General features: G+C 73.5%; 18 protein-coding genes. 9 read left to right on the forward strand and 9 right to left on the reverse strand.

Translation table 11 applies throughout. The features are described 5' to 3' along the window. Positions 1-91: 91 nt before the first annotated feature. The 4 genes from AC07B0_RS15300 to AC07B0_RS15315 form a co-directional block, all read right to left on the reverse strand. Complete coding sequence (locus AC07B0_RS15300) at positions 92-835, reverse strand: ABC transporter ATP-binding protein (RefSeq protein WP_467297994.1); 744 nt, start codon at positions 833-835, stop codon at positions 92-94. Between the two features lie 26 nt (positions 836-861). Further along, on the reverse strand, positions 862-1,527 hold the full coding sequence (locus AC07B0_RS15305; RefSeq protein ID WP_356873374.1) for a PadR family transcriptional regulator: 666 nt from the start codon (positions 1,525-1,527) through the stop codon (positions 862-864). 91 nt (positions 1,528-1,618) lie between these two features. Further along, positions 1,619-2,209 carry a hypothetical protein gene (locus AC07B0_RS15310; RefSeq protein WP_478898329.1) on the reverse strand — a complete coding sequence of 197 codons (591 nt, stop codon included), beginning with the start codon at positions 2,207-2,209 and terminating at the stop codon, positions 1,619-1,621. A gap of 251 nt (positions 2,210-2,460) precedes the next feature. Then, a complete protein-coding gene (locus tag AC07B0_RS15315; RefSeq protein WP_356873378.1) occupies positions 2,461-4,143 on the reverse strand; it encodes a protein kinase domain-containing protein in 1,683 nt (560 codons plus the stop codon). A 238-nt stretch (positions 4,144-4,381) separates the two neighbouring features. On the opposite strand from AC07B0_RS15315, the gene AC07B0_RS15320 reads away from it, so the two are divergent. Then, positions 4,382-5,989: a protein kinase domain-containing protein gene (locus AC07B0_RS15320; RefSeq protein ID WP_356873380.1), complete on the forward strand. Its 1,608-nt coding sequence runs from the start codon at positions 4,382-4,384 to the stop codon at positions 5,987-5,989. 81 nt (positions 5,990-6,070) lie between these two features. Here AC07B0_RS15320 and AC07B0_RS15325 read toward each other — a convergent pair whose 3' ends face one another. Both AC07B0_RS15325 and AC07B0_RS15330 read right to left on the reverse strand, forming a co-directional pair. After that, a complete protein-coding gene (locus AC07B0_RS15325) occupies positions 6,071-6,493 on the reverse strand; it encodes a pyridoxamine 5'-phosphate oxidase family protein (RefSeq protein ID WP_356873382.1) in 423 nt (140 codons plus the stop codon). Between the two features lie 182 nt (positions 6,494-6,675). Then, entirely contained in the window at positions 6,676-7,335 is a 660-nt protein-coding gene (locus AC07B0_RS15330) for a response regulator (RefSeq protein ID WP_030225053.1), read from the reverse strand. Positions 7,336-7,660: 325 nt separating this feature from the next. Between AC07B0_RS15330 and pdhA the strand changes: the two genes are divergently transcribed. The 5 genes from pdhA to AC07B0_RS15355 all read left to right on the forward strand — a co-directional run bounded on the left by pdhA (position 7,661) and on the right by AC07B0_RS15355 (position 13,231). Further along, positions 7,661-8,869 carry a pyruvate dehydrogenase (acetyl-transferring) E1 component subunit alpha gene (gene pdhA / locus AC07B0_RS15335; protein WP_356873384.1) on the forward strand — a complete coding sequence of 403 codons (1,209 nt, stop codon included), beginning with the start codon at positions 7,661-7,663 and terminating at the stop codon, positions 8,867-8,869. 5 nt (positions 8,870-8,874) lie between these two features. Further along, complete coding sequence (locus tag AC07B0_RS15340) at positions 8,875-9,855, forward strand: alpha-ketoacid dehydrogenase subunit beta (RefSeq protein WP_356873386.1); 981 nt, start codon at positions 8,875-8,877, stop codon at positions 9,853-9,855. A gap of 12 nt (positions 9,856-9,867) precedes the next feature. After that, positions 9,868-11,310, forward strand: a complete 1,443-nt coding sequence (locus AC07B0_RS15345; RefSeq protein ID WP_478898331.1) for a dihydrolipoamide acetyltransferase family protein — start codon at positions 9,868-9,870, stop codon at positions 11,308-11,310. A gap of 121 nt (positions 11,311-11,431) precedes the next feature. Next, a complete protein-coding gene (locus AC07B0_RS15350; protein ID WP_478898332.1) occupies positions 11,432-12,370 on the forward strand; it encodes a GNAT family N-acetyltransferase in 939 nt (312 codons plus the stop codon). Positions 12,371-12,466: 96 nt separating this feature from the next. Then, positions 12,467-13,231, forward strand: coding sequence for a hypothetical protein (locus AC07B0_RS15355; RefSeq protein WP_356873392.1), 765 nt, complete (start codon positions 12,467-12,469; stop codon positions 13,229-13,231). A 31-nt stretch (positions 13,232-13,262) separates the two neighbouring features. Here the strand turns inward: AC07B0_RS15355 and AC07B0_RS15360 are convergent, their stop codons facing one another. Further along, a complete protein-coding gene (locus AC07B0_RS15360; RefSeq protein WP_356873394.1) occupies positions 13,263-13,670 on the reverse strand; it encodes a PPOX class F420-dependent oxidoreductase in 408 nt (135 codons plus the stop codon). Between the two features lie 74 nt (positions 13,671-13,744). Then, positions 13,745-14,953 carry a DUF1266 domain-containing protein gene (locus tag AC07B0_RS15365; protein ID WP_478898335.1) on the reverse strand — a complete coding sequence of 403 codons (1,209 nt, stop codon included), beginning with the start codon at positions 14,951-14,953 and terminating at the stop codon, positions 13,745-13,747. 60 nt (positions 14,954-15,013) lie between these two features. On the opposite strand from AC07B0_RS15365, the gene AC07B0_RS15370 reads away from it, so the two are divergent. Further along, complete coding sequence (locus AC07B0_RS15370; protein WP_478898337.1) at positions 15,014-15,280, forward strand: glutaredoxin domain-containing protein; 267 nt, start codon at positions 15,014-15,016, stop codon at positions 15,278-15,280. 52 nt (positions 15,281-15,332) lie between these two features. After that, positions 15,333-16,571: an FAD binding domain-containing protein gene (locus AC07B0_RS15375; RefSeq protein ID WP_478898338.1), complete on the forward strand. Its 1,239-nt coding sequence runs from the start codon at positions 15,333-15,335 to the stop codon at positions 16,569-16,571. 42 nt (positions 16,572-16,613) lie between these two features. Here AC07B0_RS15375 and AC07B0_RS15380 read toward each other — a convergent pair whose 3' ends face one another. After that, entirely contained in the window at positions 16,614-17,129 is a 516-nt protein-coding gene (locus tag AC07B0_RS15380) for a nucleotidyltransferase domain-containing protein (RefSeq protein ID WP_478898340.1), read from the reverse strand. A gap of 118 nt (positions 17,130-17,247) precedes the next feature. Here AC07B0_RS15380 and AC07B0_RS15385 point away from each other — a divergent pair, with 118 nt between their 5' ends. After that, a complete protein-coding gene (locus tag AC07B0_RS15385) occupies positions 17,248-19,137 on the forward strand; it encodes a C1 family peptidase (RefSeq protein WP_356873403.1) in 1,890 nt (629 codons plus the stop codon). The last annotated feature ends 4 nt before the right edge of the window (positions 19,138-19,141 follow it).

Below are 19,141 nucleotides of genomic sequence, written 5' to 3' on the forward strand. Positions count from 1 at the left end.
AGGGCGCTGCGGCCCTTGGCGCGCCAGGCGTCCCGGCGGGCGATGCGCAGGGCCGCGGCCCAGGGGTGGTACCAGGAGCGGAGCGGGGAGGTCACAGGCCGGCCGCCCGCCCGGAGAGCAGCGAATCGGCCCCGCTGCGCAGGGTCTCGTCGACGACGGTGCCGTCGCGCAGGAAGACGACCCGGTCCGCCCAGGCGGCGAAACGGGGTTCGTGCGTGACCAGGATCCCGGCCGCGCCCGCGTCGCAGCGGGTGCGCAGCAGGGCGAGTACGGACTCGCCGGTCTCGGAGTCGAGGGCACCGGTGGGCTCGTCGGCGAGGACCAGTCGGCGGTCGCCGACCAGGGCGCGGGCGATGGCCACGCGCTGCTGCTGGCCGCCCGACATCTCGTCGGGGAAGCGGTGGGCGAGCTGGCCGAGGCCCATCTCCTCCAGCGCGGCGAGGGCGGCGGTGCGGCCCTTGCGGGCGGAGACGCCGTCGAGTTCGAGGGGCAGGGCGACGTTCTCGGCGGCGGTGAGCGCCGGTATGAGGTTGTAGTCCTGGAAGACGTAGCCGATGCTGCGGCGGCGCAGCGCGGCGAGCTGCTTGCGGCTCGCGGTGGTGATGTCGACGCCCTCGACGACGACCCGGCCGCTGGTCGGGGTGTCGAGGCCGCCCGCGAGGGTGAGCAGCGTGGACTTGCCGGAGCCGGACGGGCCCATCACGGCGACGAGTTCGCCGGGGTGGACGCTGAGGTCGATCCCGCGCAGGGCGTGCACCTCGGTGGGGCCGCTGCCGTGCGTGCGGACGAGCTGGTCGAGCTGGAGTACGGGCTGTGTGCGGTGCTGGTCGGGCATGAGGGGTTCCCCCTGGGAGCGGTGGTTCAGCCCCGCCGCGTGCGGGCGGTACGGGGCCGGCCGGCGGTGGTGCCGGCGGCGGGCTCGGTGACGGATCCGGTGGCGGTGGGCCCGGGCGGGGCGGGCTCGGAGGGTGCCCGGGCGGCCTGCTGGGAGATCCGTACGAGCCGTGCCTCGGAGTGGTCGAGCCAGCGGGCCTCGGCCTCGGTCTGGAAGATCAGCTGTTCCAGGACCAGCAGCCAGGCCAGGTCGTCGCGTTCGTCCGCCCGGCCGCTCTCGATGGCGGCGAGGGCCTGTGCCTTGAGCCGGGTGTAGTCCTGCATGGCCTGGACCGTGGCGTGCCGCTGGGACTGGATGACGGCGCGGATGTCGACGCCGGGGGCGCCGACGGCCATGGCGAGCTTGATGGACAGCTCGTCACGGGGCGGGTTGGTGCGGTCGACGGGGCGCTCGTACCACTGGTGCAGTTCGGCGCGTCCGGTGTCGGTGATGACGTAGAGGGTGTGCCCGGCCGGGTCCTCGCCGCCGGGGGCGACGAGGCCGTCGCGCTCCAGGCGGGCGAGGGTGGTGTACACCTGCCCGACGTTGAGCGGCCAGGTGGAACCGGTGCGGGACTCGAATTCGGTGCGCAGCTGTGAGCCGTACCGGGGGCCCCGTTCCAGCAGGGCGAGAAGGCCGTGGCGAATCGACATACTCAGTATGTATACCGAGTATGCCGTCGCTCGCAAGCCTGCCCCGGACGGGACCGGACGGGCCGGGACGGCCCGAAGCCCCGCGGGGTCCTCAGCGGCCGCGCCGCAGCCGCACGCCCATGTAGCCGAGGCCCAGCCCCATGAGGGCCAGTCCGGTGCCGAGCGGCACCAGGTGGGCGGCCAGGTCGGCGGCCCGCTCGTTCGGCCCGGTGCCGAGCGCGTTGACCGAGGCGGGCGGGTCCGGTTCGACGTGCGGCAGCGGCTCCGGGGCGACGCCCTCCGGCGGCACCGGCGGCACGGCCGGAACGGCCGGCTCCGCGGGCGGCCGCGCGGGGTGCGCCGGACGCGCGGGACGGCGGGGCTGGTCGGGCTGGTCGGCGTGGTCGGGGTGGTCGGGGTGAGCGGGCCGGCCGGGCCGCACCGGCCGCGACACCGGGGCCAGCTCGACGGAGGCCGGCTCGGCGGCGGGCCGCCCGGGGCGCTCCCGGCCGACGCCCGCTGCGCTGCCGGCGAGTTCCTCGTACGCCTCGTCCGGTACGTCGGCCACGTGCGCGGCACCCGCGGGCGCGGCGGCGCCGGGGGCGCGGGCGGGGGTGGCGCTCGCCGGCGCCGCCACCAGCAACAGCGCGGCTGCGAGCGCGGCTCCGGCCGCCCGGTGCGGTGCGCGGAGGCGGTGGATCACGGGGAGCCCCTCCCGTTCCGGGTGACCGATGAAGCGGAAGTGACCGACACGACGGAAGCGACCGGCACGACCGAAGCGGAAGCGACGGCCACGACCGGAGCGGTAGCGACCGGCACGACCGAAGCGGAAGCGACCGACACGACGTGCTCAGATTTACATAATGGGGCAAAAGCGGCATCCCGGGCCGCCCATAGGGGTGGCCCGGGATGCCGGGTGTGTCGTGCGGGGCCCCCGGGGAACCGGGGCGGCCCCTACTGCGGGTTGCCGGTGGAGACGATCAGCGTGAACTCCGTGTCGTCCTTGGCGACGTCCGTACCGGCCGCGGGCAGCTGCTCCAGCACGGTGTCCTGGCCGTAGACGGCCTCGTCCCGCATCTCGATCTCGTAGCGCCAGCCGGCGGCCTGGAGGCACTCCTTGACCGAGCGGAGGTTCTTGTACCGCAGGTCCGGCGCCATGACCTTGTTCGCGTCCTTGTAGGACTTGCTGGCCTTCTTGCACTTCTCGGCGTCGATCGTCCGCGAGAGGTCAGGCCCCTTGTGGCCCGCCGCGGCCGATCCGGACGCCGACGCGCTCGGGGTGCTCGGCCCGGCCTGCGGGTCCTCGTCCTTGCCGTTCATCGAGATCGCCGCGATGAGACCGCCGACGGCCAGCAGGGCCACCACGATCGCGCCCACGATGACGGGCGTGTTCCGCTTGCCGCCGCCGGAGCCGCCCGCCGGACCGGAACCCGATCCGCCGGTGTTCGACGGCGAGATGGTGAACGGCGCCGGGGTCTGCGGCGCGTACTGCTGCGCGGGCGGCGGGGTGTGCACGCCCTGCTGCGGGTACGCGTAACCGCCCTGGTGCTGCGGCGCGGGCGTCGGCGCGTACGGGGACGGCGCCGGTGTCTGCGGGTTCTGGTAGGGCTGCTGGAGCGCGTGCGGCGGCGGCGACTGGAAGCCGGAGTCCACGGGCGGGAACACGGCCGAGCCCACGCCCGCCCCGCTGCCGCCGGTGACGGCGCCGGGCACGATGACGGGGGCGCCCGTCTGACCGGCCGACAGCACCCGCATCAGGTCGTCGCGCATCGCGGCGGCCGTGGGGTAGCGCTCGTTCGGGTTCTTCTTCAGCGCCCGCGCGACCAGCGCGTCCATCGCGGGAGTGACGGACCGGTTGATCGTTGACGGAGCGACCGGCTCCTCCTGGACGTGCGCGTACGCGATCGCCAGCGGCGAGTCCGCCTCGAACGGGATGCGTCCGGTCAGCAGCTGGAACAGCATGATGCCGACCGAATACAGGTCGGAACGGGCGTCCACGCCGCGCCCCAGCGCCTGCTCCGGGGAGAGGTACTGGGGGGTGCCGACGACCATGCCGGTCTGCGTCATCGAGGTGACCCCCGACTGCATGGCCCGGGCGATGCCGAAGTCCATCACCTTGACCACGCCGCGCTTGGTCATCATCACGTTGCCGGGCTTGATGTCGCGGTGGACCAGGCCCATCTCGTGGCTGGTCTCCAGCGCGGCCAGCACGTCGGCCGTCACCTTCAGCGCCTTGTCCGCCGGCATCGCGCCGTACTGGCGGATGTCCGACTCCAGGACGGAGCCCAGAGGCTGACCTTCCACGTATTCCATGACGATGTAGGGCATCACGGTGCTGTCGCCGCCGGCGGGACCGCCGAAGACGACCTCGCCCTCGCCCGTGTCGAAGACCGAGACGATATTGGTGTGCGACAGTTTCGCAACAGCCTGCGCCTCGCGGCGGAACCGCTCGCGGAAGGACGCCTCGCGCCCCAGTTCGCTGTGCAGGGTCTTGATCGCAACCTGCCGGTCGAGGGCGGAGTCGTACGCGAGGTAGACCGACGCCATGCCGCCCTCACCCAGCAAATCCCTTAGCTGGTAACGGCCACCGGCCAGAGAGCCGCCTGCGTACCGGCCCTGTGTGCCGTCCTGGCTCATGACTGTTGCTTCCCCTCGGGCTGTGTCCCTACGCGTCTGGCTGAGCGCATGTGGCGCCCAGTCTGCCGGAGGGCAAGCACACGTCAAGCCAGGTGCCCGTTCCGTGACCACGGTGCCACGGGGTGCCTTCGTCCGAACGGTGACCGGTTCCGAGGCTGTAGCGTTCATCGGAGCACCCGATGAGGACCCGATGAGGACCTACCGCTAGAGCGGACGAGAGAGACGACGGCGAGGACTGATGGCACCCGAACCCGAGGGAAACGGCGCCGGGATGGCTGACGGTCCCGAGCACTGGGGCGCGGGCGGCCTGGTCGGGGACGGCCGTTACCGGCTGACCCACCGCCTGGGCCGCGGCGGCATGGCGGAGGTGTTCGCCGCCGAGGACGTGCGCCTCGGCCGCACCGTCGCCGTCAAGCTGCTGCGTGCGGACCTCGCCGAGGACCCGGTGTCCAAGGCCCGCTTCACGCGCGAGGCCCAGTCGGTCGCCGGCCTCAACCACCACGCCGTGGTCGCCGTGTACGACTCGGGCGAGGACCGGGTCGGACCGAACGTCGTCCCCTACATCGTGATGGAGCTCGTCGAGGGCCGCACCATCCGCGACCTGCTGATCAGCGCCGAGGCCCCGGGCCCCGAGCAGGCACTGATCATCGTCTCGGGCGTGCTGGAAGCCCTCGCGTACTCGCACCAGCACGGCATCGTGCACCGAGACATCAAGCCCGCGAACGTCATCATCACCAACACCGGTGCGGTGAAGGTGATGGACTTCGGCATCGCCCGCGCCCTGCACGGCGTGCAGTCGACGATGACGCAGACCGGCATGGTCATGGGCACCCCGCAGTACCTGTCGCCCGAACAGGCCCTCGGCAAGGCCGTGGACCACCGCAGCGACCTGTACGCGACGGGCTGTCTGCTCTACGAACTCCTCGCGCTGCGGCCCCCCTTCACCGGCGAGACCCCGCTCTCGGTGGTCTACCAGCACGTGCAGGACGCCCCGGTGCCGCCCTCGCAGCTGCCCGAGGGCCACACGATCCCGCAGGAACTCGACGGCCTCGTCATGCGGTCGCTCGCCAAGGACCCGGACGACCGGTTCCAGAGCGCCGAGGAGATGCGCGGGCTCGTCCAGTACGCCCTCCAGATGCTCCAGGAGCAGGGCGCGAACACCGGTACCTGGAACACCGGCCCGGTCACGATGGCGCTCCCGCACGGCCAGCCCGGCGCGGCCACCACGGCGATGCAGCCGGCCGGCAACGGCGGCCAGCACCCGAACCAGTTCCCCTCGCACGCCACGACCTCGCAGTTCCAGCGGCCGATGGTGCCCCCGCTCAACCCGGACGACGGCTCGGCCTTCCCGGGCGGCGGCGGTCACGGCGGCCAGGGCGGCGGGCAGAACGGCCACGGTGGCTACGACGACCGCCCGGGCGGCGGCCGCTGGAAGATGATGCTGTTCGCCCTGCTCGCGGTGCTCGCGATCGCCGGCGGTGTGGCGTACGCGGTGAAGACCTTCAACGAGAACGGCAACAACAAGGACAAGTCGCCGGGCGTCAACCAGAGCTCGCCGGGCGCCTCGCAGAGCAGCCAGGGCGGCACGGACCCCGAGACCCCGTCGAGCCCGTCGGCGCCGGAGACCTCGCGCACCCACGACGAGACGTACGTGCCGACGCCGAGCCGGAGCAAGTTCACTCCGAGCACCAGCCCGACGCCGAGCACCAACCCGCCGTCGAGCCCGGCGCCGTCGAAGTCCACTCCGGTGGAGTCGCCGGTGTCGAAGCCTCCGACGCAGGATCCGCCGACCACGAAGCCGTCGCCCCCCGACGGGGGCAGCGGCGACCCGGGGCCCAACGGGTAGCACGTCCAGGCGTACCGGAAAGGGCCCGGCGGAATTCCTTCCGCCGGGCCCTTCCGCGTATCCGGACGACTCGTCCGATGATCACAGTGCGTGTTGGTATTGCCGTTCCCGCCGGTTCGGATTCCCGAGGGTGTGCACGGTGACGAGCTGGGGTTCGACGCGCATGTAGACCGGGTCGAACACCGCTCCGTCCACGAAATGCGGCCCCGGACCGAAAAGTTCCAGTTCCGCGGTCGTCGGTTCGACGATCTCCGCGGTGCCCGTGAACTGCACCGACCAGAGCGCGGCGTCGGGGGAATTGAAGTTGTCGGCCCCGTACGAGACGACACTGCCGTTGCAGGCCTGGTGGTAGCCGAAACCGGCGTGCATCCGCAGCACGACCTTGCCTTCCACCACGATGTGGCGGGCGAGGGCGAGGAAGGGCAGCGCGCGCATGCTGGTGGCGACCCGGCCGTAGGGCACGCGGCGCAGCAGTTCGATGGCGTGGAGTTCCTCAGGGGACATGCGACCACTCTCCGGCACCGACGAGCGGTCGGGAAAGAGGAGCCCGCCCCGATGATCGGGGACGTTGGTCCCGAATGGTCCCGGCGCGCCCCGGGCAGCCCGGCGGACACCCGACGCCCACCGGGACGGGCGGCCACGGCCGTGCGCCGCCACTCAGCGTGACGGCCGCCGCGCCGGCCGCGTCAGCGCTTCTCGGCCTGGAGGCGGGCCACGTACGCGGCGGCCTGGGAGCGCCGCTCCATGCCCAGCTTCGACAGCAGGCTGGAGACGTAGTTCTTGATCGTCTTCTCGGCCAGGTGCAGCCGCTCGCCGATGACCCGGTTCGTCAGGCCCTCGCCGATCAGGTCGAGGATCTTCCGCTCCTGCTCGGTGAGGTTGGAGAGCCGGTCGTCACCCTTGCCGTTCTTGCCGTCGCGCAGCCGCTCCAGCACCCGCGCGGTCGCGACGGGGTCCAGCAGCGACTTGCCGGCGGCCACGTCCCGTACGGCGCTCAGGAGCTCGTTGCCGCGGATGGCCTTGAGGACGTAACCCGAGGCACCCGCCATGATCGCGTCGAACAGCGCCTCGTCGTCGGCGAACGAGGTCAGCATCAGGCACTTGATGTCCTCGTTCTGCGAGCGCACCTCCCGGCACACCTCGACGCCGCTGCCGTCCGGGAGCCGCACGTCGAGGACCGCGACGTCGGGACGGGTCGCCGGGATGCGCACCAGCGCGTCCGCGGCGGTACCGGCCTCGCCCACGATCTCGATGTCGTCTTCGACCGACAACAGCTCATGAACACCCCGACGTACCACTTCGTGGTCGTCCAGGAGGAATACCTTGATTTTTCCGTCTTCGCGCACGAAGTCAGTTTCACACACTCACCCCTTCCCTGCCGGAGTTACCCGGGATAACGTGCCGTTGTTCCGGCCCCCTGCAAGGCTGTGACCAGTGGTTGTTCGCGCCCTCGCCGATTTACTTGGATATCCAAGCAAAATCGCAGGTCAAACGGGGTTTCGCGGTTATACGGCGCACTGGGTAACGTGCATTGCGCAGGGCACTCGCCGGGGCACCTGTCACGCCTGAATCCCGTACTCGACGCGCACCCACCCCGTGCGCGGGTACAGATGCAGGTGAGCCGCACTGGACCCCGGAGAACCCGGGTGCCGGACCGACGGAGGAGCACACGTGACCGTGGAGAGCACTGCCGCGCGCAAGCCGCGACGCAGCAGCGGCACCAAGCGGGCGGCCGGCGCGGCGAGCGCCCGCAAGACCGCCGCTGCCACCGCACAGCCGCACGACGCCGAGCCTCAGCTCGTACAACTGCTGACGCCCGAGGGAGAACGGGTCGAGGTCGCGGACAATCCCGACCTCGCCGAGTTCGCGCCCTTCGTCGCGGACATCACCACCGAGGACCTGCGCGGGCTCTACCGCGACATGGTCCTCACCCGCCGCTTCGACGGGGAGGCGACCGCCCTCCAGCGTCAGGGCGAGCTGGGCCTGTGGGCCTCGCTGCTGGGCCAGGAGGCGGCGCAGATCGGCTCCGGACGGGCACTGCGCGACGACGACTACGTCTTCCCGACCTACCGCGAGCACGGCGTGGCCTGGTGCCGCGGCGTCGACCCGACCAACCTGCTCGGCATGTTCCGCGGTGTGAACCACGGCGGCTGGGACCCGACGGTCAACAACTTCCACCTGTACACGATCGTCATCGGCTCGCAGACGCTCCACGCGACCGGCTACGCCATGGGCGTGGCCAAGGACGGCGCGGACTCCGCGGTCATCGCCTACTTCGGCGACGGCGCGTCCAGCCAGGGCGACGTGGCCGAGGCCTTCACCTTCTCGGCGGTCTACAACTCCCCGGTCGTGTTCTTCTGCCAGAACAACCAGTGGGCCATCTCCGAGCCCACCGAGCGCCAGATGCGCGTACCGCTCTACCAGCGCGCCCAGGGCTTCGGCTTCCCCGGCGTCCGCGTCGACGGCAACGACGTCCTGGCTTGCCTCGCGGTCACCCGCTGGGCGCTGGAGCGGGCGCGCCGCGGCGAGGGCCCGACCCTGGTCGAGGCGTTCACGTACCGCATGGGCGCGCACACGACGTCGGACGATCCGACGAAGTACCGGCGCGACGAGGAGACCGCGGCCTGGGAGGCGAAGGACCCGATCCTGCGCCTGAAGGCCCACCTGCTGGCCTCCGGGGGCGCCGACGAGGCGTTCTTCGCGGAGCTGGAGGCGGAGAGCGAGGTCCTGGGCAAGCGCGTGCGCGAGGTCGTACGGGCCATGCCCGACCCCGACACGATGGCGATCTTCGAGAACGTCTACGCGGACGGGCACGCGCTCGTCGACGAGGAGCGCGCGCAGTTCGCCGCCTACCTCGCGTCCTTCGAGGGTGGGGAGTGACCACCATGGCCATCGAGAAGATGTCGATCGCGAAGGCGCTCAACGAGTCGCTGCGCAAGGCCCTGGACACGGACCCCAAGGTCCTGATCATGGGCGAGGACGTCGGCAAGCTGGGCGGCGTCTTCCGCATCACCGACGGGCTCCAGAAGGACTTCGGCGAGGAGCGGGTCATCGACACCCCGCTCGCCGAGTCGGGCATCGTCGGCACCGCCATCGGCCTGGCCCTGCGCGGGTACCGGCCGGTCGTGGAGATCCAGTTCGACGGGTTCGTCTTCCCCGCCTACGACCAGATCGTCACGCAGCTCGCGAAGATGCACGCCCGCGCGCTCGGCAAGATCAAGATGCCGGTCGTCATCCGCATCCCGTACGCGGGCGGCATCGGCGCGGTCGAGCACCACAGCGAGTCCCCGGAGGCGCTCTTCGCGCACGTCCCGGGCCTCAAGGTGGTCTCGCCGTCGAACGCCTCCGACGCCTACTGGATGCTCCAGCAGGCGATCCTCAGCGACGACCCGGTGATCTTCTTCGAGCCGAAGCGGCGCTACTGGGACAAGGGCGAGGTCGATGTCGAGGCCATCCCCGGCGAGCTCCACAAGGCGCGCGTCGCCCGCTCCGGCACCGACATCACCCTGGCGGCCTACGGGCCGATGGTGAAGGTCTGTCTGGAGGCCGCCGCCGCGGCCGCCGAGGAGGGCAAGTCCGTCGAGGTCGTGGACCTGCGCTCGATGTCCCCCGTGGACTTCGACGGGCTCCAGGCCTCCGTGGAGCGCACCCGCCGGCTCGTGGTCGTCCACGAGGCCCCGGTCTTCCTGGGCATGGGTTCCGAGATCGCCGCCCGCATCACGGAGCGGTGCTTCTACCACCTGGAGGCGCCGGTGCTGCGCGTCGGCGGCTTCCACGCCCCGTACCCGCCGGCCCGCCTGGAGGACGAGTACCTGCCCGGCCTGGACAGGGTGCTCGACGCCGTCGACCGCTCGCTGGCGTACTGAGGAGCCACGTTCATGACGATCCGCGAATTCAAGATGCCCGACGTGGGCGAGGGCCTCACCGAGGCCGAGATCCTCAAGTGGTACGTCCAGCCGGGTGACACCGTCACCGACGGACAGGTCGTGTGCGAGGTCGAGACGGCGAAGGCGGCCGTGGAGCTGCCGATCCCCTTCGACGGGGTCGTGCACGCGCTCCTCTTCGAGGAGGGGACCACGGTCGACGTCGGCCAGGTCATCATCTCGGTGCAGACCGCGGCCGGTGCCGGCGCCCCGGCCGATGCCCCGGTCGCCGAGGCCCCCGCCGTCGCGACGGGCTCGGAGGCCGCCGCGGCCGACGAGCCCGCCCCGGAGGCCCGCCAGCCCGTCCTGGTCGGGTACGGGGTCTCCACCGCCTCGACGAAGCGCCGGCCGCGCAAGGCCGCCGACGGTGCGCCCGCGCAGAACGGCACCGCCCCGGCCGTGGCCGTCCAGAACGGCAGCGCGGCCCCGGCCGCCGCCGTCGCGGTACCGGCGCAGCCGACGGGCGAGCGCCCGCTGGCCAAGCCGCCCGTGCGCAAGCTCGCCAAGGACCTCGGCATCGACCTGGCCACCGTGGTCCCCACGGGCGAGGGTGGCGTCGTGACCCGCGAGGACGTGCACGCCGCGGCCGCCGCGGCGATCACCCCGCAGGCGGTGGCGCCCGCCGCCGCCCCCGCGCCCGCCGCCGTGCCGGCCCCCGCGGCCGTCCCGGCTCCGGCCGTCGCCGTGGACGCGTCGGCCCGGGAGACCCGGATCCCGGTCAAGGGCGTCCGCAAGGTCACCGCCCAGGCGATGGTCGGCTCGGCGTTCACCGCGCCGCACGTCACCGAGTTCATCACCCTCGACGTGACCCGGACGATGAAGCTGGTCACCGAGCTCAAGGCCGATCCCGACCTGGCCGGACTGCGGATCAACCCGCTGCTCCTCATCGCCAAGGCCGTCCTCGTGGCGATCCGCCGCAACCCGGACGTCAACGCGTCCTGGGACGAGGCGGCCCAGGAGATCGTGCTCAAGCACTACGTCAACCTCGGGATCGCCGCGGCGACCCCGCGCGGCCTGATCGTCCCGAACATCAAGGACGCCCACGCCAAGACGCTGCCCGAGCTCTCCGAGGCCCTGTCGTCCCTGGTCGCCACGGCCCGCGACGGCAAGACCTCCCCCGGCGACATGCAGCAGGGGACCATCACCATCACCAACGTCGGCGTCTTCGGCGTCGACACCGGTACGCCCATCATCAACCCCGGCGAGTCCGCGATCCTCGCGGTCGGCGCGATCAAGCTCCAGCCGTGGGTCCACAAGGGCAAGGTGAAGGCCCGCCAGGTCACCACCCTGGCGCTGTCGTTCGACCACCGCCTCATCGACGGCGAGCTCGGCTCCCGCTTCCTGGCCGACATCGCGGCGGTCCTGGAGCACCCCCGCCGGCTCGTCACCTGGTCGTAGCGCGCACCGCTCAGCCGAGGGCCGGCCCCCCACCCGGGGGCCGGCCCTCGGCACGCGCCACCTGACGGATCCCGCGGATAACCCCTGGCGGGGCACACCACCCGGTGTGATCATCTCCGGGATGAACTTCCGCGCTGCCACCGCAGACCCCGCAGACCTCGACCGCGCCCTCGGCTACCCGGCCGACGGGCCCGTCGCCGCCCTGACCACCGACCGCGTCCGCGAGGAGCTGGCCGCGCACCGGATCCGTCCCGAATGGATCTGGTTCGCCGAGGACGAGGACGGCCGGATCCTCGCCCGCGCCCTGTGGTGGGGGCGCGCCGACAGCGAGCGGCCCGTCGCCCTCGACTGCCTCCAGGTACGGGAGGACGTCGCCGACCCGGCCGCGCTCGCCGCCGCCCTGCTGGCCGCCGGGCACGCCGCCTTCGGCAAGTCCCCGGTCTACAACATGTCCCTGCCGCGCGGCTGGCGCTCCGACCCCGCGCTGGCCGCCGGCGTGGCCTGGCGGCAGGAGGCCGCGTCCCGGGCCGGTCTGACGCAGGAGGTCGAGCGGCTGCGCTACGAGTGGACCCCGGCCGCCGGGACCGCCGAACCCACCGGGCGCCTCGTCTTCCGCGAGGGCACCGACGAGGAGTTCCTCGACGCGTTCGCCCGGCTCTCCCGGGGCAGCCTCGACCTCAACACCCAGCAGGAGCTGGCCACGATGACCGAGGAGCAGTTCGCCCGGGACGACTTCGCCTTCTACCTCGACTGCCCCGGAGACCGTTCCTGGTGGCGCCTGGCCGACCTCCCCGACGGCACCCGCGCGGGCATGGCCATCCCCTCCGCGACCCCCTACCACCGCAACGTCGGCTACCTCGGCGTCGTCCCCGAGCAGCGCGGCCAGGGCCTCATCGACGAGATCCTCGCGGAGATCACCCGCTTCCACGCCGCCGCCGGCGCCGAACGGATCACCGCCACCACCGACACCGTGAACGCCCCGATGGCCGCCGCCTTCGACCGGGCCGGCTACGAGGTCACCGAGATCCGTCTGGTCCTGGAGCGGCCCGCCGGGACGTGAGCCCGCGGGGTGCGTGAATCCGGGGCGGGTGCGCCCGGGGCGGGTGAATCCGCGGCCCCGGCGCGGTAGCCTCCCGCCCGGGAAAGGGGGGTCCGCGTGCCCATCACCGAGCTCCAGGTGTACTCCGTCGAACGGGCCGACGTCACCGGCGGGGTGTGCCTCGTACGGTGCCTCGGCGGCGCCGCCCGGCCCGGGCAGGTGTACGCCGCCGGGGCGTCGAGGCTCGGGCTGCGCCGCATAGAGGCCGCCGGGCTGGCCGTGCCCTCCGCCGGCGGCGGCCGCGTGGTCCGCGTCCACCTCACGGGCCCCATGGTCGCGCTGCTCGCCCGCGGGCAGGTCCTCACCTCGGTACCGCCCGACGGGCACGCCCTGGAGGAACTGGAGGCCTGGCTGGCCACCGGACCGCCCCTGCTGGAGGAACCGCACCCGCGGACCCTGCGCGTCCTGGCCGCGGTACGGATGCGGGACGAGGACCTCCCCGACGGGGTCCGCCTGCGCTGGGGCCGGGTCGCGCTCGCCGCCACGTACCGCTGCGCCGAGGCCGAGGAGGCGCCCGACCTCGCGCGCGGCTCCGAGCTGGCCGCCGTCCGCAGCTACCTGATCCGCCGGTTCGGCCCCGGACGCGGCGGCGATCCAGCGGGCCTGTGCCGGGAACTGCTGGAGCTGATCGACCTCACCCCGCAGGAGGCCCGGGCCCGGGCCGCCGGCTGGCGCGACCTCCCGCCGCCCCGGATCCTGCACCTGCGCCGCATCAAGAGCCTGATCGCCTGGATGGTCCTCGTACGCCCCCACCTGGCGGCCGACGACCCCCTGGCGGAGGCCGTCGACGCCTGGTCGGCGGTACGGGCCCACCTGCCGTGACCAGTGCCGTGACCGGAAAGGTCCACCGGGTCTAGCTCGCGTTGCCGGCGACCTTGGACGGGGTGATGCGCACGATCACCCGGACGTCCCCGGCGGGCGCTTCGGCGTACTCCTTGCCGGCGCCCGGGCCCAGGTACTCCTCGGCGATGCGGACGGCCACCGCCCGGCCGGCGTCCTCGGTGACGGTGGCGGTGCCGCGGATCTCGGCGTACAGGTAGGGGTTGGCGAGGTCGAACACGGTCAGGCCGACCCGGCCGTCACGCACGATGTTCCGTTCCTTGCGGCGCCCCCGCTCGGTGGAGACGAGGACGTCGTCGCCGTCCCGGGTCACCCAGACCACCGAACTCTGCGGGCTGCCGTCCGGGTTGATCGTCGACAGGACCGCGGGGTGCGGGGAGTCGAGGAGCTGTCGCACGGTGTCGTTCAGCGTGATCGTCATGCGCCCGAGGGTAGTCGGCGCGCCCGGGGCCCCGGAGGGCTTCGCGCAGGCGCCCGAAGACTAAGCCAAGTCCGTTACCGCCAGGGGATGTTGAGCCACGGGCTGGCGGGTTCGGTGGTGAGCGTCAGATGGGTGGCGAGGGAGGACGCGTACCACTCGCCGAACTCCTCCTCGTCGAAGTGCAGGCACCGCCCGAGCGCGTACCCGGCGGACAGTTCCTCCCACGACCGGTACGTGCCGACGGCCGCCTCGCCCGCCCTGACGACGGCGCGCTCGGTGTCCTTCAGGGTGCAGTAGCGGGCCGCGAGGCCCCAGCGGGCCATCTGCGAGGCCCGGCCGAGGTCCCAGCCCTCGACGGAACGCACCCAGCCGTCCTCGGGGAGCAGCCCGTCGGCGCGGAAACGCTGCTCGTAGCGGGTGATCCGGCCGATGAGCCGCCGCACCCCGGCTATCTCCCCCGCGAGCTCGGCGGCGGGCCGCGGCTCGGCGACCGTCACCCCCTCCGGGGTGAGCTTCGGTTCGGTGGCCTGCTCGGCGCTGCGGCGCAGGCCGTACTCGGCGGCGTGCCGCCAGTGCTCCACGTCGACGGGGCCGGCGAAGTCGGAGGCGAGCATCCGGCGCACCCGAAGGGCGAACTCCCAGACGGGGCTGACGACTTCGGCGGCCTGCATGCGCCGCAGTACCTCGAACCAGCCGGCGGCGTCCGTGATCCCCCACGCCTTGCGCAGGCGCTCGCGCTCACGGGTGTAGCCCTTGCCGTGGTAGGCGAGGGCGTTCCAGAACTCCCCGTTGGAGACCGCCAGATGGGCCCCGACGGCCAGGCCGTGCGCGACGGGCCCGTGCAGCGGCCCGCCCGTGTGCAGGGCGTGTACGGCGCCGGGGGCCAGGCCCCAGGCGGGCGCGGCGTCCCAGTGCGCGCGCCAGCGGGCCCGGTCGGCCGGCGTGGTGCTCAGGTACGCCTCGGCGGGCGTGCCCGGGTTCACGGCGAGGTACGCCGGGTCACGCTCGTCCCAGGCGTTCGCGAACCAGGCGAGGCTCTGGCGCAGGAAGACGGTCCCGGGGTCGGGCGCGGGCAGCATGCCCCGGGTGTAGACGGCGAGGCTGCCGTCCCGGGGGGAGGGGTGGAAACGGGCCGTCCGCGGATCGGCGTCGACCTGCGCGCGGGACTGCGGGAGGAACAGTTCGGCGCGGGCGAGGGCGTCGAGGTACCCGGGCCAGTCCCCGCGCGTCTTCGCCCCGTACAGCTCTCTCTCGATCGCGCTCGGCGCCGTCCAGCCATCCATACCGGGACCCTATACGGACGTCCCGGACACCCCGGGGCCCGGTCGTGGCATGGTGCGGCCATGACATCAGCCGATGGTCCCCCCACCGTGTACTGGCGCCCCGGATGCGTCTTCTGCATCAAGCTCCGGGTCAAGCTCAGGCTGACCGGCACCCGGTACCGGCCGGTCAACATCTGGCGCGATCCCGACGCCGCGGCCTTCGTCCGCAGCGTCGGCGACGGCAACGAAACCGTCCCCACGGTCGTGGTCGGAGCGGGTCCGGCCATGGTCAACCCCACGCTCCGGCAGATCCGCGCGGCCGCTGCGGCGGGGCGGTCCGCTCAGTAGGGTGTCCGGCCCGGGGACACGCACCGGGGCGGCGCGGCGGCGGGAGACGGGCATGCGGGGCGGAACGGTGGCGGTCGTCGGCGGGAGCATCGCGGGCTGCGCGTTCGCGGCGGCGGCGGCCCGCGCGGGCGCGGACGAGGTCGTCGTACTGGAACGCACGCGCGGCCGGCTCGCCGACCGGGGCCTCGGGCTGTGCGTCCACGACGAGCGGGCCGCCGAGCTGACCGCCGCCGGGACGCTGCCCGCGGGGATCACCGCGCACCGGCTGGAGCGGCGCCGGTGGGTGGTCCGGGACCCCGGGGCCGAGACCGGGGCCGGGCGCGGGGCCGGGGACGGCGGGCGGCTCGTCTGGGAGCAGCCCTTCCCCTTCCACTCGTACCACTGGGGCCTGCTGTGGCGCGGGCTGCGCGCGGCGACCCCGGAATCGGTGGTGTACCGGCAGGGCGCGACGGTGACCGGCGTGACCGGGGGCGGCGACGGAGCCGTCCTGCGGCTCGCGGGCGGCGCCGTCGAACGGTACGACCTGGCCGTCGGCGCCGACGGGTACCGCTCCGTGGTGCGCGAGGCGCTCTGCCCCGGAGCACGGCCGCACTACGCCGGGTACGTGTGCTGGCGGGGCAACCTCGACGCCGCCCGGCAGGCGGCGGCCGGCGACGCCGACCCCTTCCCCGAAGCGGTGACCACCGTCTGCTTCCCCGGCGGGAGCTGCGTGATCTACCGGATCCCCGGCCCGGACGGACCCCGGGTCAACTGGGTGCTGTACGCCGCGCCGCCCCAGGACGGGCGGCTGCGCCTCGACGACCCGACGAGCTTCCCGCCGGGCGCGCTGACCCCGGAACTCTCCGCCCACCTGCGCGCGTTGCTGGAGCGGGAGTTCCCCGCCTACTGGGGGCGGGTGCTCGCCCTGACCGACCCGGCCGACACGTTCGTGCAGCCCATCTACGACCTGGAGACCGCGCGGAACGCCGGCGGGCGGCTGCTGCTGGCCGGTGACGCGGCCACCGTCGTCCGCCCGCACAACACGAGCGGCGCCGCCAAGGCCCTCCAGGACGCCGCCGCCTTCGCCGCGGCCTGGCGGCGGGCCGACTCCTGGGACGGGCTGCTGCGCGACTACCGCGAGGCCCGGGGCGCGGCCGGGCGGGAACTGGTCGCGCTGGCCCGCCGGCTGGGCCGCGCCCAGGTCGAACGGACCCCGCCCTGGCCGGCGATGACCCCCGCCGAGGTGGCCGCCTGGTGGCAGACCCAACTGGCCGGTGCCCCCGGGATCGGCGGCCGGGCGATGACCCCGTAGGACGGTCGCACGACCTGGACCCCCGGCCTCTGCCCCGGCCCTCTACCCCCGGCCGGCCAGTGCCGCCTCCAGGCGGGCCACGTCCTCGGCGTCCTTCGGCCGTCGGGGGCGGCCCGGGATCCACACCGGCGTCATCCGCTTGATCTCGATCTGCGCGGCCGGGGAGACGACCCGGCACTCCAGGGAGCCCAGCCGTCCCGGCTCCGCCTCCGCCAGCATCCCGGCGGGCCACGGCGTCCCCGCCCACGGGCCGCCGGCCACCACCACCCGGCCCCGGGCGTCCCGGTCGAGCAGGGCGAAGCTCTGCTCCTCGCCGTCGCGCACGAGGTCCAGCTGTTGGCCGTCCGCGCGCAGGACCCGGTACCCGCGGGCGACGAGCGCCCCGGTCAGCCGGCCGGCGTCGCGGGACCAGGCGAACCAGTCGACGTCCTCGTGGTCCCGGGTGATCCGGCCGAGCCAGAAGTCCATGGCCCAGCCGCCCCGCAGCCAGACCTCCACCCCGAGCGCGCGCACCTCCGCGATCATCGCCAACTGCCGTTGTGCCCGTGCGGTGTCCATGGGGGCACCGTACGACCCCCGTGCCACCGAGCGACCGTACGGACCCCCTTGACGGGGTTCCGCGCCGGGGAGACGTTCAGGGGTCTCGCATCGACACGGTTGCAGCCGGGGGGCCGTCATGCCGCAGGAGTCCGTCCAGACCGCGGGGGAGTTGCGGGCGCAGCTCGTGGCGTACGGGGCGAGGTGGTCCGTCAGCGAGCACCTCGCGGACGGCGACCCCGTGCCGAGGCCCTCGCTCGGTCTGGAGCCGGGGGCGAAGCTGACGCCCGCGGCCGAGGCGGGCCCCGTCGACCTGCGGGCCCTCGTCGGGCACGCGAGCGGCAATCCGGACCTCACCCGGCGCAGGGCCGCGCACGAACTGCTGCCGGGGGCGCGGGCGGGCGCGGGCGCCGGGCGGCCCGTCGCCGTGGACTGGCGCGTCCGCTGGGGCGTGCCGTGGCTCACCCGGGTCAAGGACCAGAACCCGTGCGCGTCCTCCTGGGTGTTCGGGGCGACCGCCCTCGTGGAGTCGATGGCCCGGATCGAGCACGGGGTGTGGGCCGAGCGGTCCGAGGGGGACGTCCACGACGGGCTGAAGACGGCCTGCGGACAGGGCGGCGACCCGGAGACCGCCCTGGACTGGATCAAGACGAACGGGGGCCTCGCGGACCCGGACTGCTGGCCGTACGGCACCCCGCCCCCGGGGCTGCCCGCCGAGCGGCGGGACGCCTGGCGGGCCGAGTACACGCCGAGCTGGGACCGGTCGGGGCGGACCGTGCGGATCACCGACTACGTGCGGCTCGGTGACGTCGAGCAGCAGAAGGCCTGGCTGGACGCGGTCGGGCCGCTCACCGCCTGCTTCGACGTGTACGACGACTTCTTCGGGCTCGGCGCCGGGGTCTACCACCGCACCAGCGACCGGCGGGCGGGCGGCCACTGCGTGCTGGTCGTGGGCTACGACGACGCGGCGGGCTGCTGGCTGTTCCGCAACTCCTGGGGGACGGGCCACCACGTCGGCGGCTACGGCCGGATCGCGTACGGCGAGGCGAACGTCGACCACTGGGCCAAGTACGGCCTGCGCGGCACGAACATCGACCCCTGGAGCAAGCGCCGTCTGCACGCGGGCAGCGTCTACGAGAGCGGCAACGGCCGCGCCCACCGCAACTTCGAGATGTCCGCCACCGCGGGCGGGGGCCGGCTGCGGCACTGGTGGCGCGACGGCGACGCGCCCTTCGCCTGGTCCCGGGCGGAGACCTACGCGCACGACGCCTCGGGCCAGCCCGCCTTCACCGGCACCACCTACAACCGGAACATGGAGTCCCTCCACGTCACCACCGGCGGCCGGCTGCGCCACTGGTACTTCGAGCAGGCCGTCCGGGTCTGGCGCGACGGCGGTGCCTTCGGCCCGGGCGACGCGGCCGTCGGCTCGACCCCGGCGTTCATCCAGAGCGACTACGGCAAGCCGGGGAACTTCGAGGTGGTCGTCCGGACCGCCGACGGCCGGCTGAACCACTGGTGGCGGATCAACGGCGCCCCCTGGACGTGGAACGACGGCGGCCGTTTCGCCTCCGGCATCGCCCACTACGGGCCCGCCCTGGTCCAGACCCGCGCCCGCCGCCTGGACCTCGTGGCCGCCCGCGCCGACGGCCGGATGCAGCTGTGGTGGCGGGACGACCCGAACGGTTTCACCTGGCGTCCGGGCGAGGTCTTCGGCGGCGGCATCACCTCCGCGCCCTGCCTGGTCGAGGCCCAGCACGGGGCCGCGGACGAGGACACCGCCGGGAACTACGAGCTGTGCGCGGCCCGGGCCGACGGGCGGGTGGAGCACTGGTGGCGGGGCAACGCGTCGGGTGCGGGCTGGGCCCGGGGCGCGGTCTTCGGGCACGACGTGCTGGCCGTCACCGGGATGCTCCAGGGCAGTTTCGGGTTCAACCTGGAAGTCGTCGTGCTGCGGACCGACCGCCTGCTCCAGCACTACTGGCGGGACGGTTCGGGCTGGCACGAGGGGCAGGTCATCGGCCCGGCCTGAGCAC

Source organism: Streptomyces sp. NPDC044704 (genome assembly GCF_056433525.1).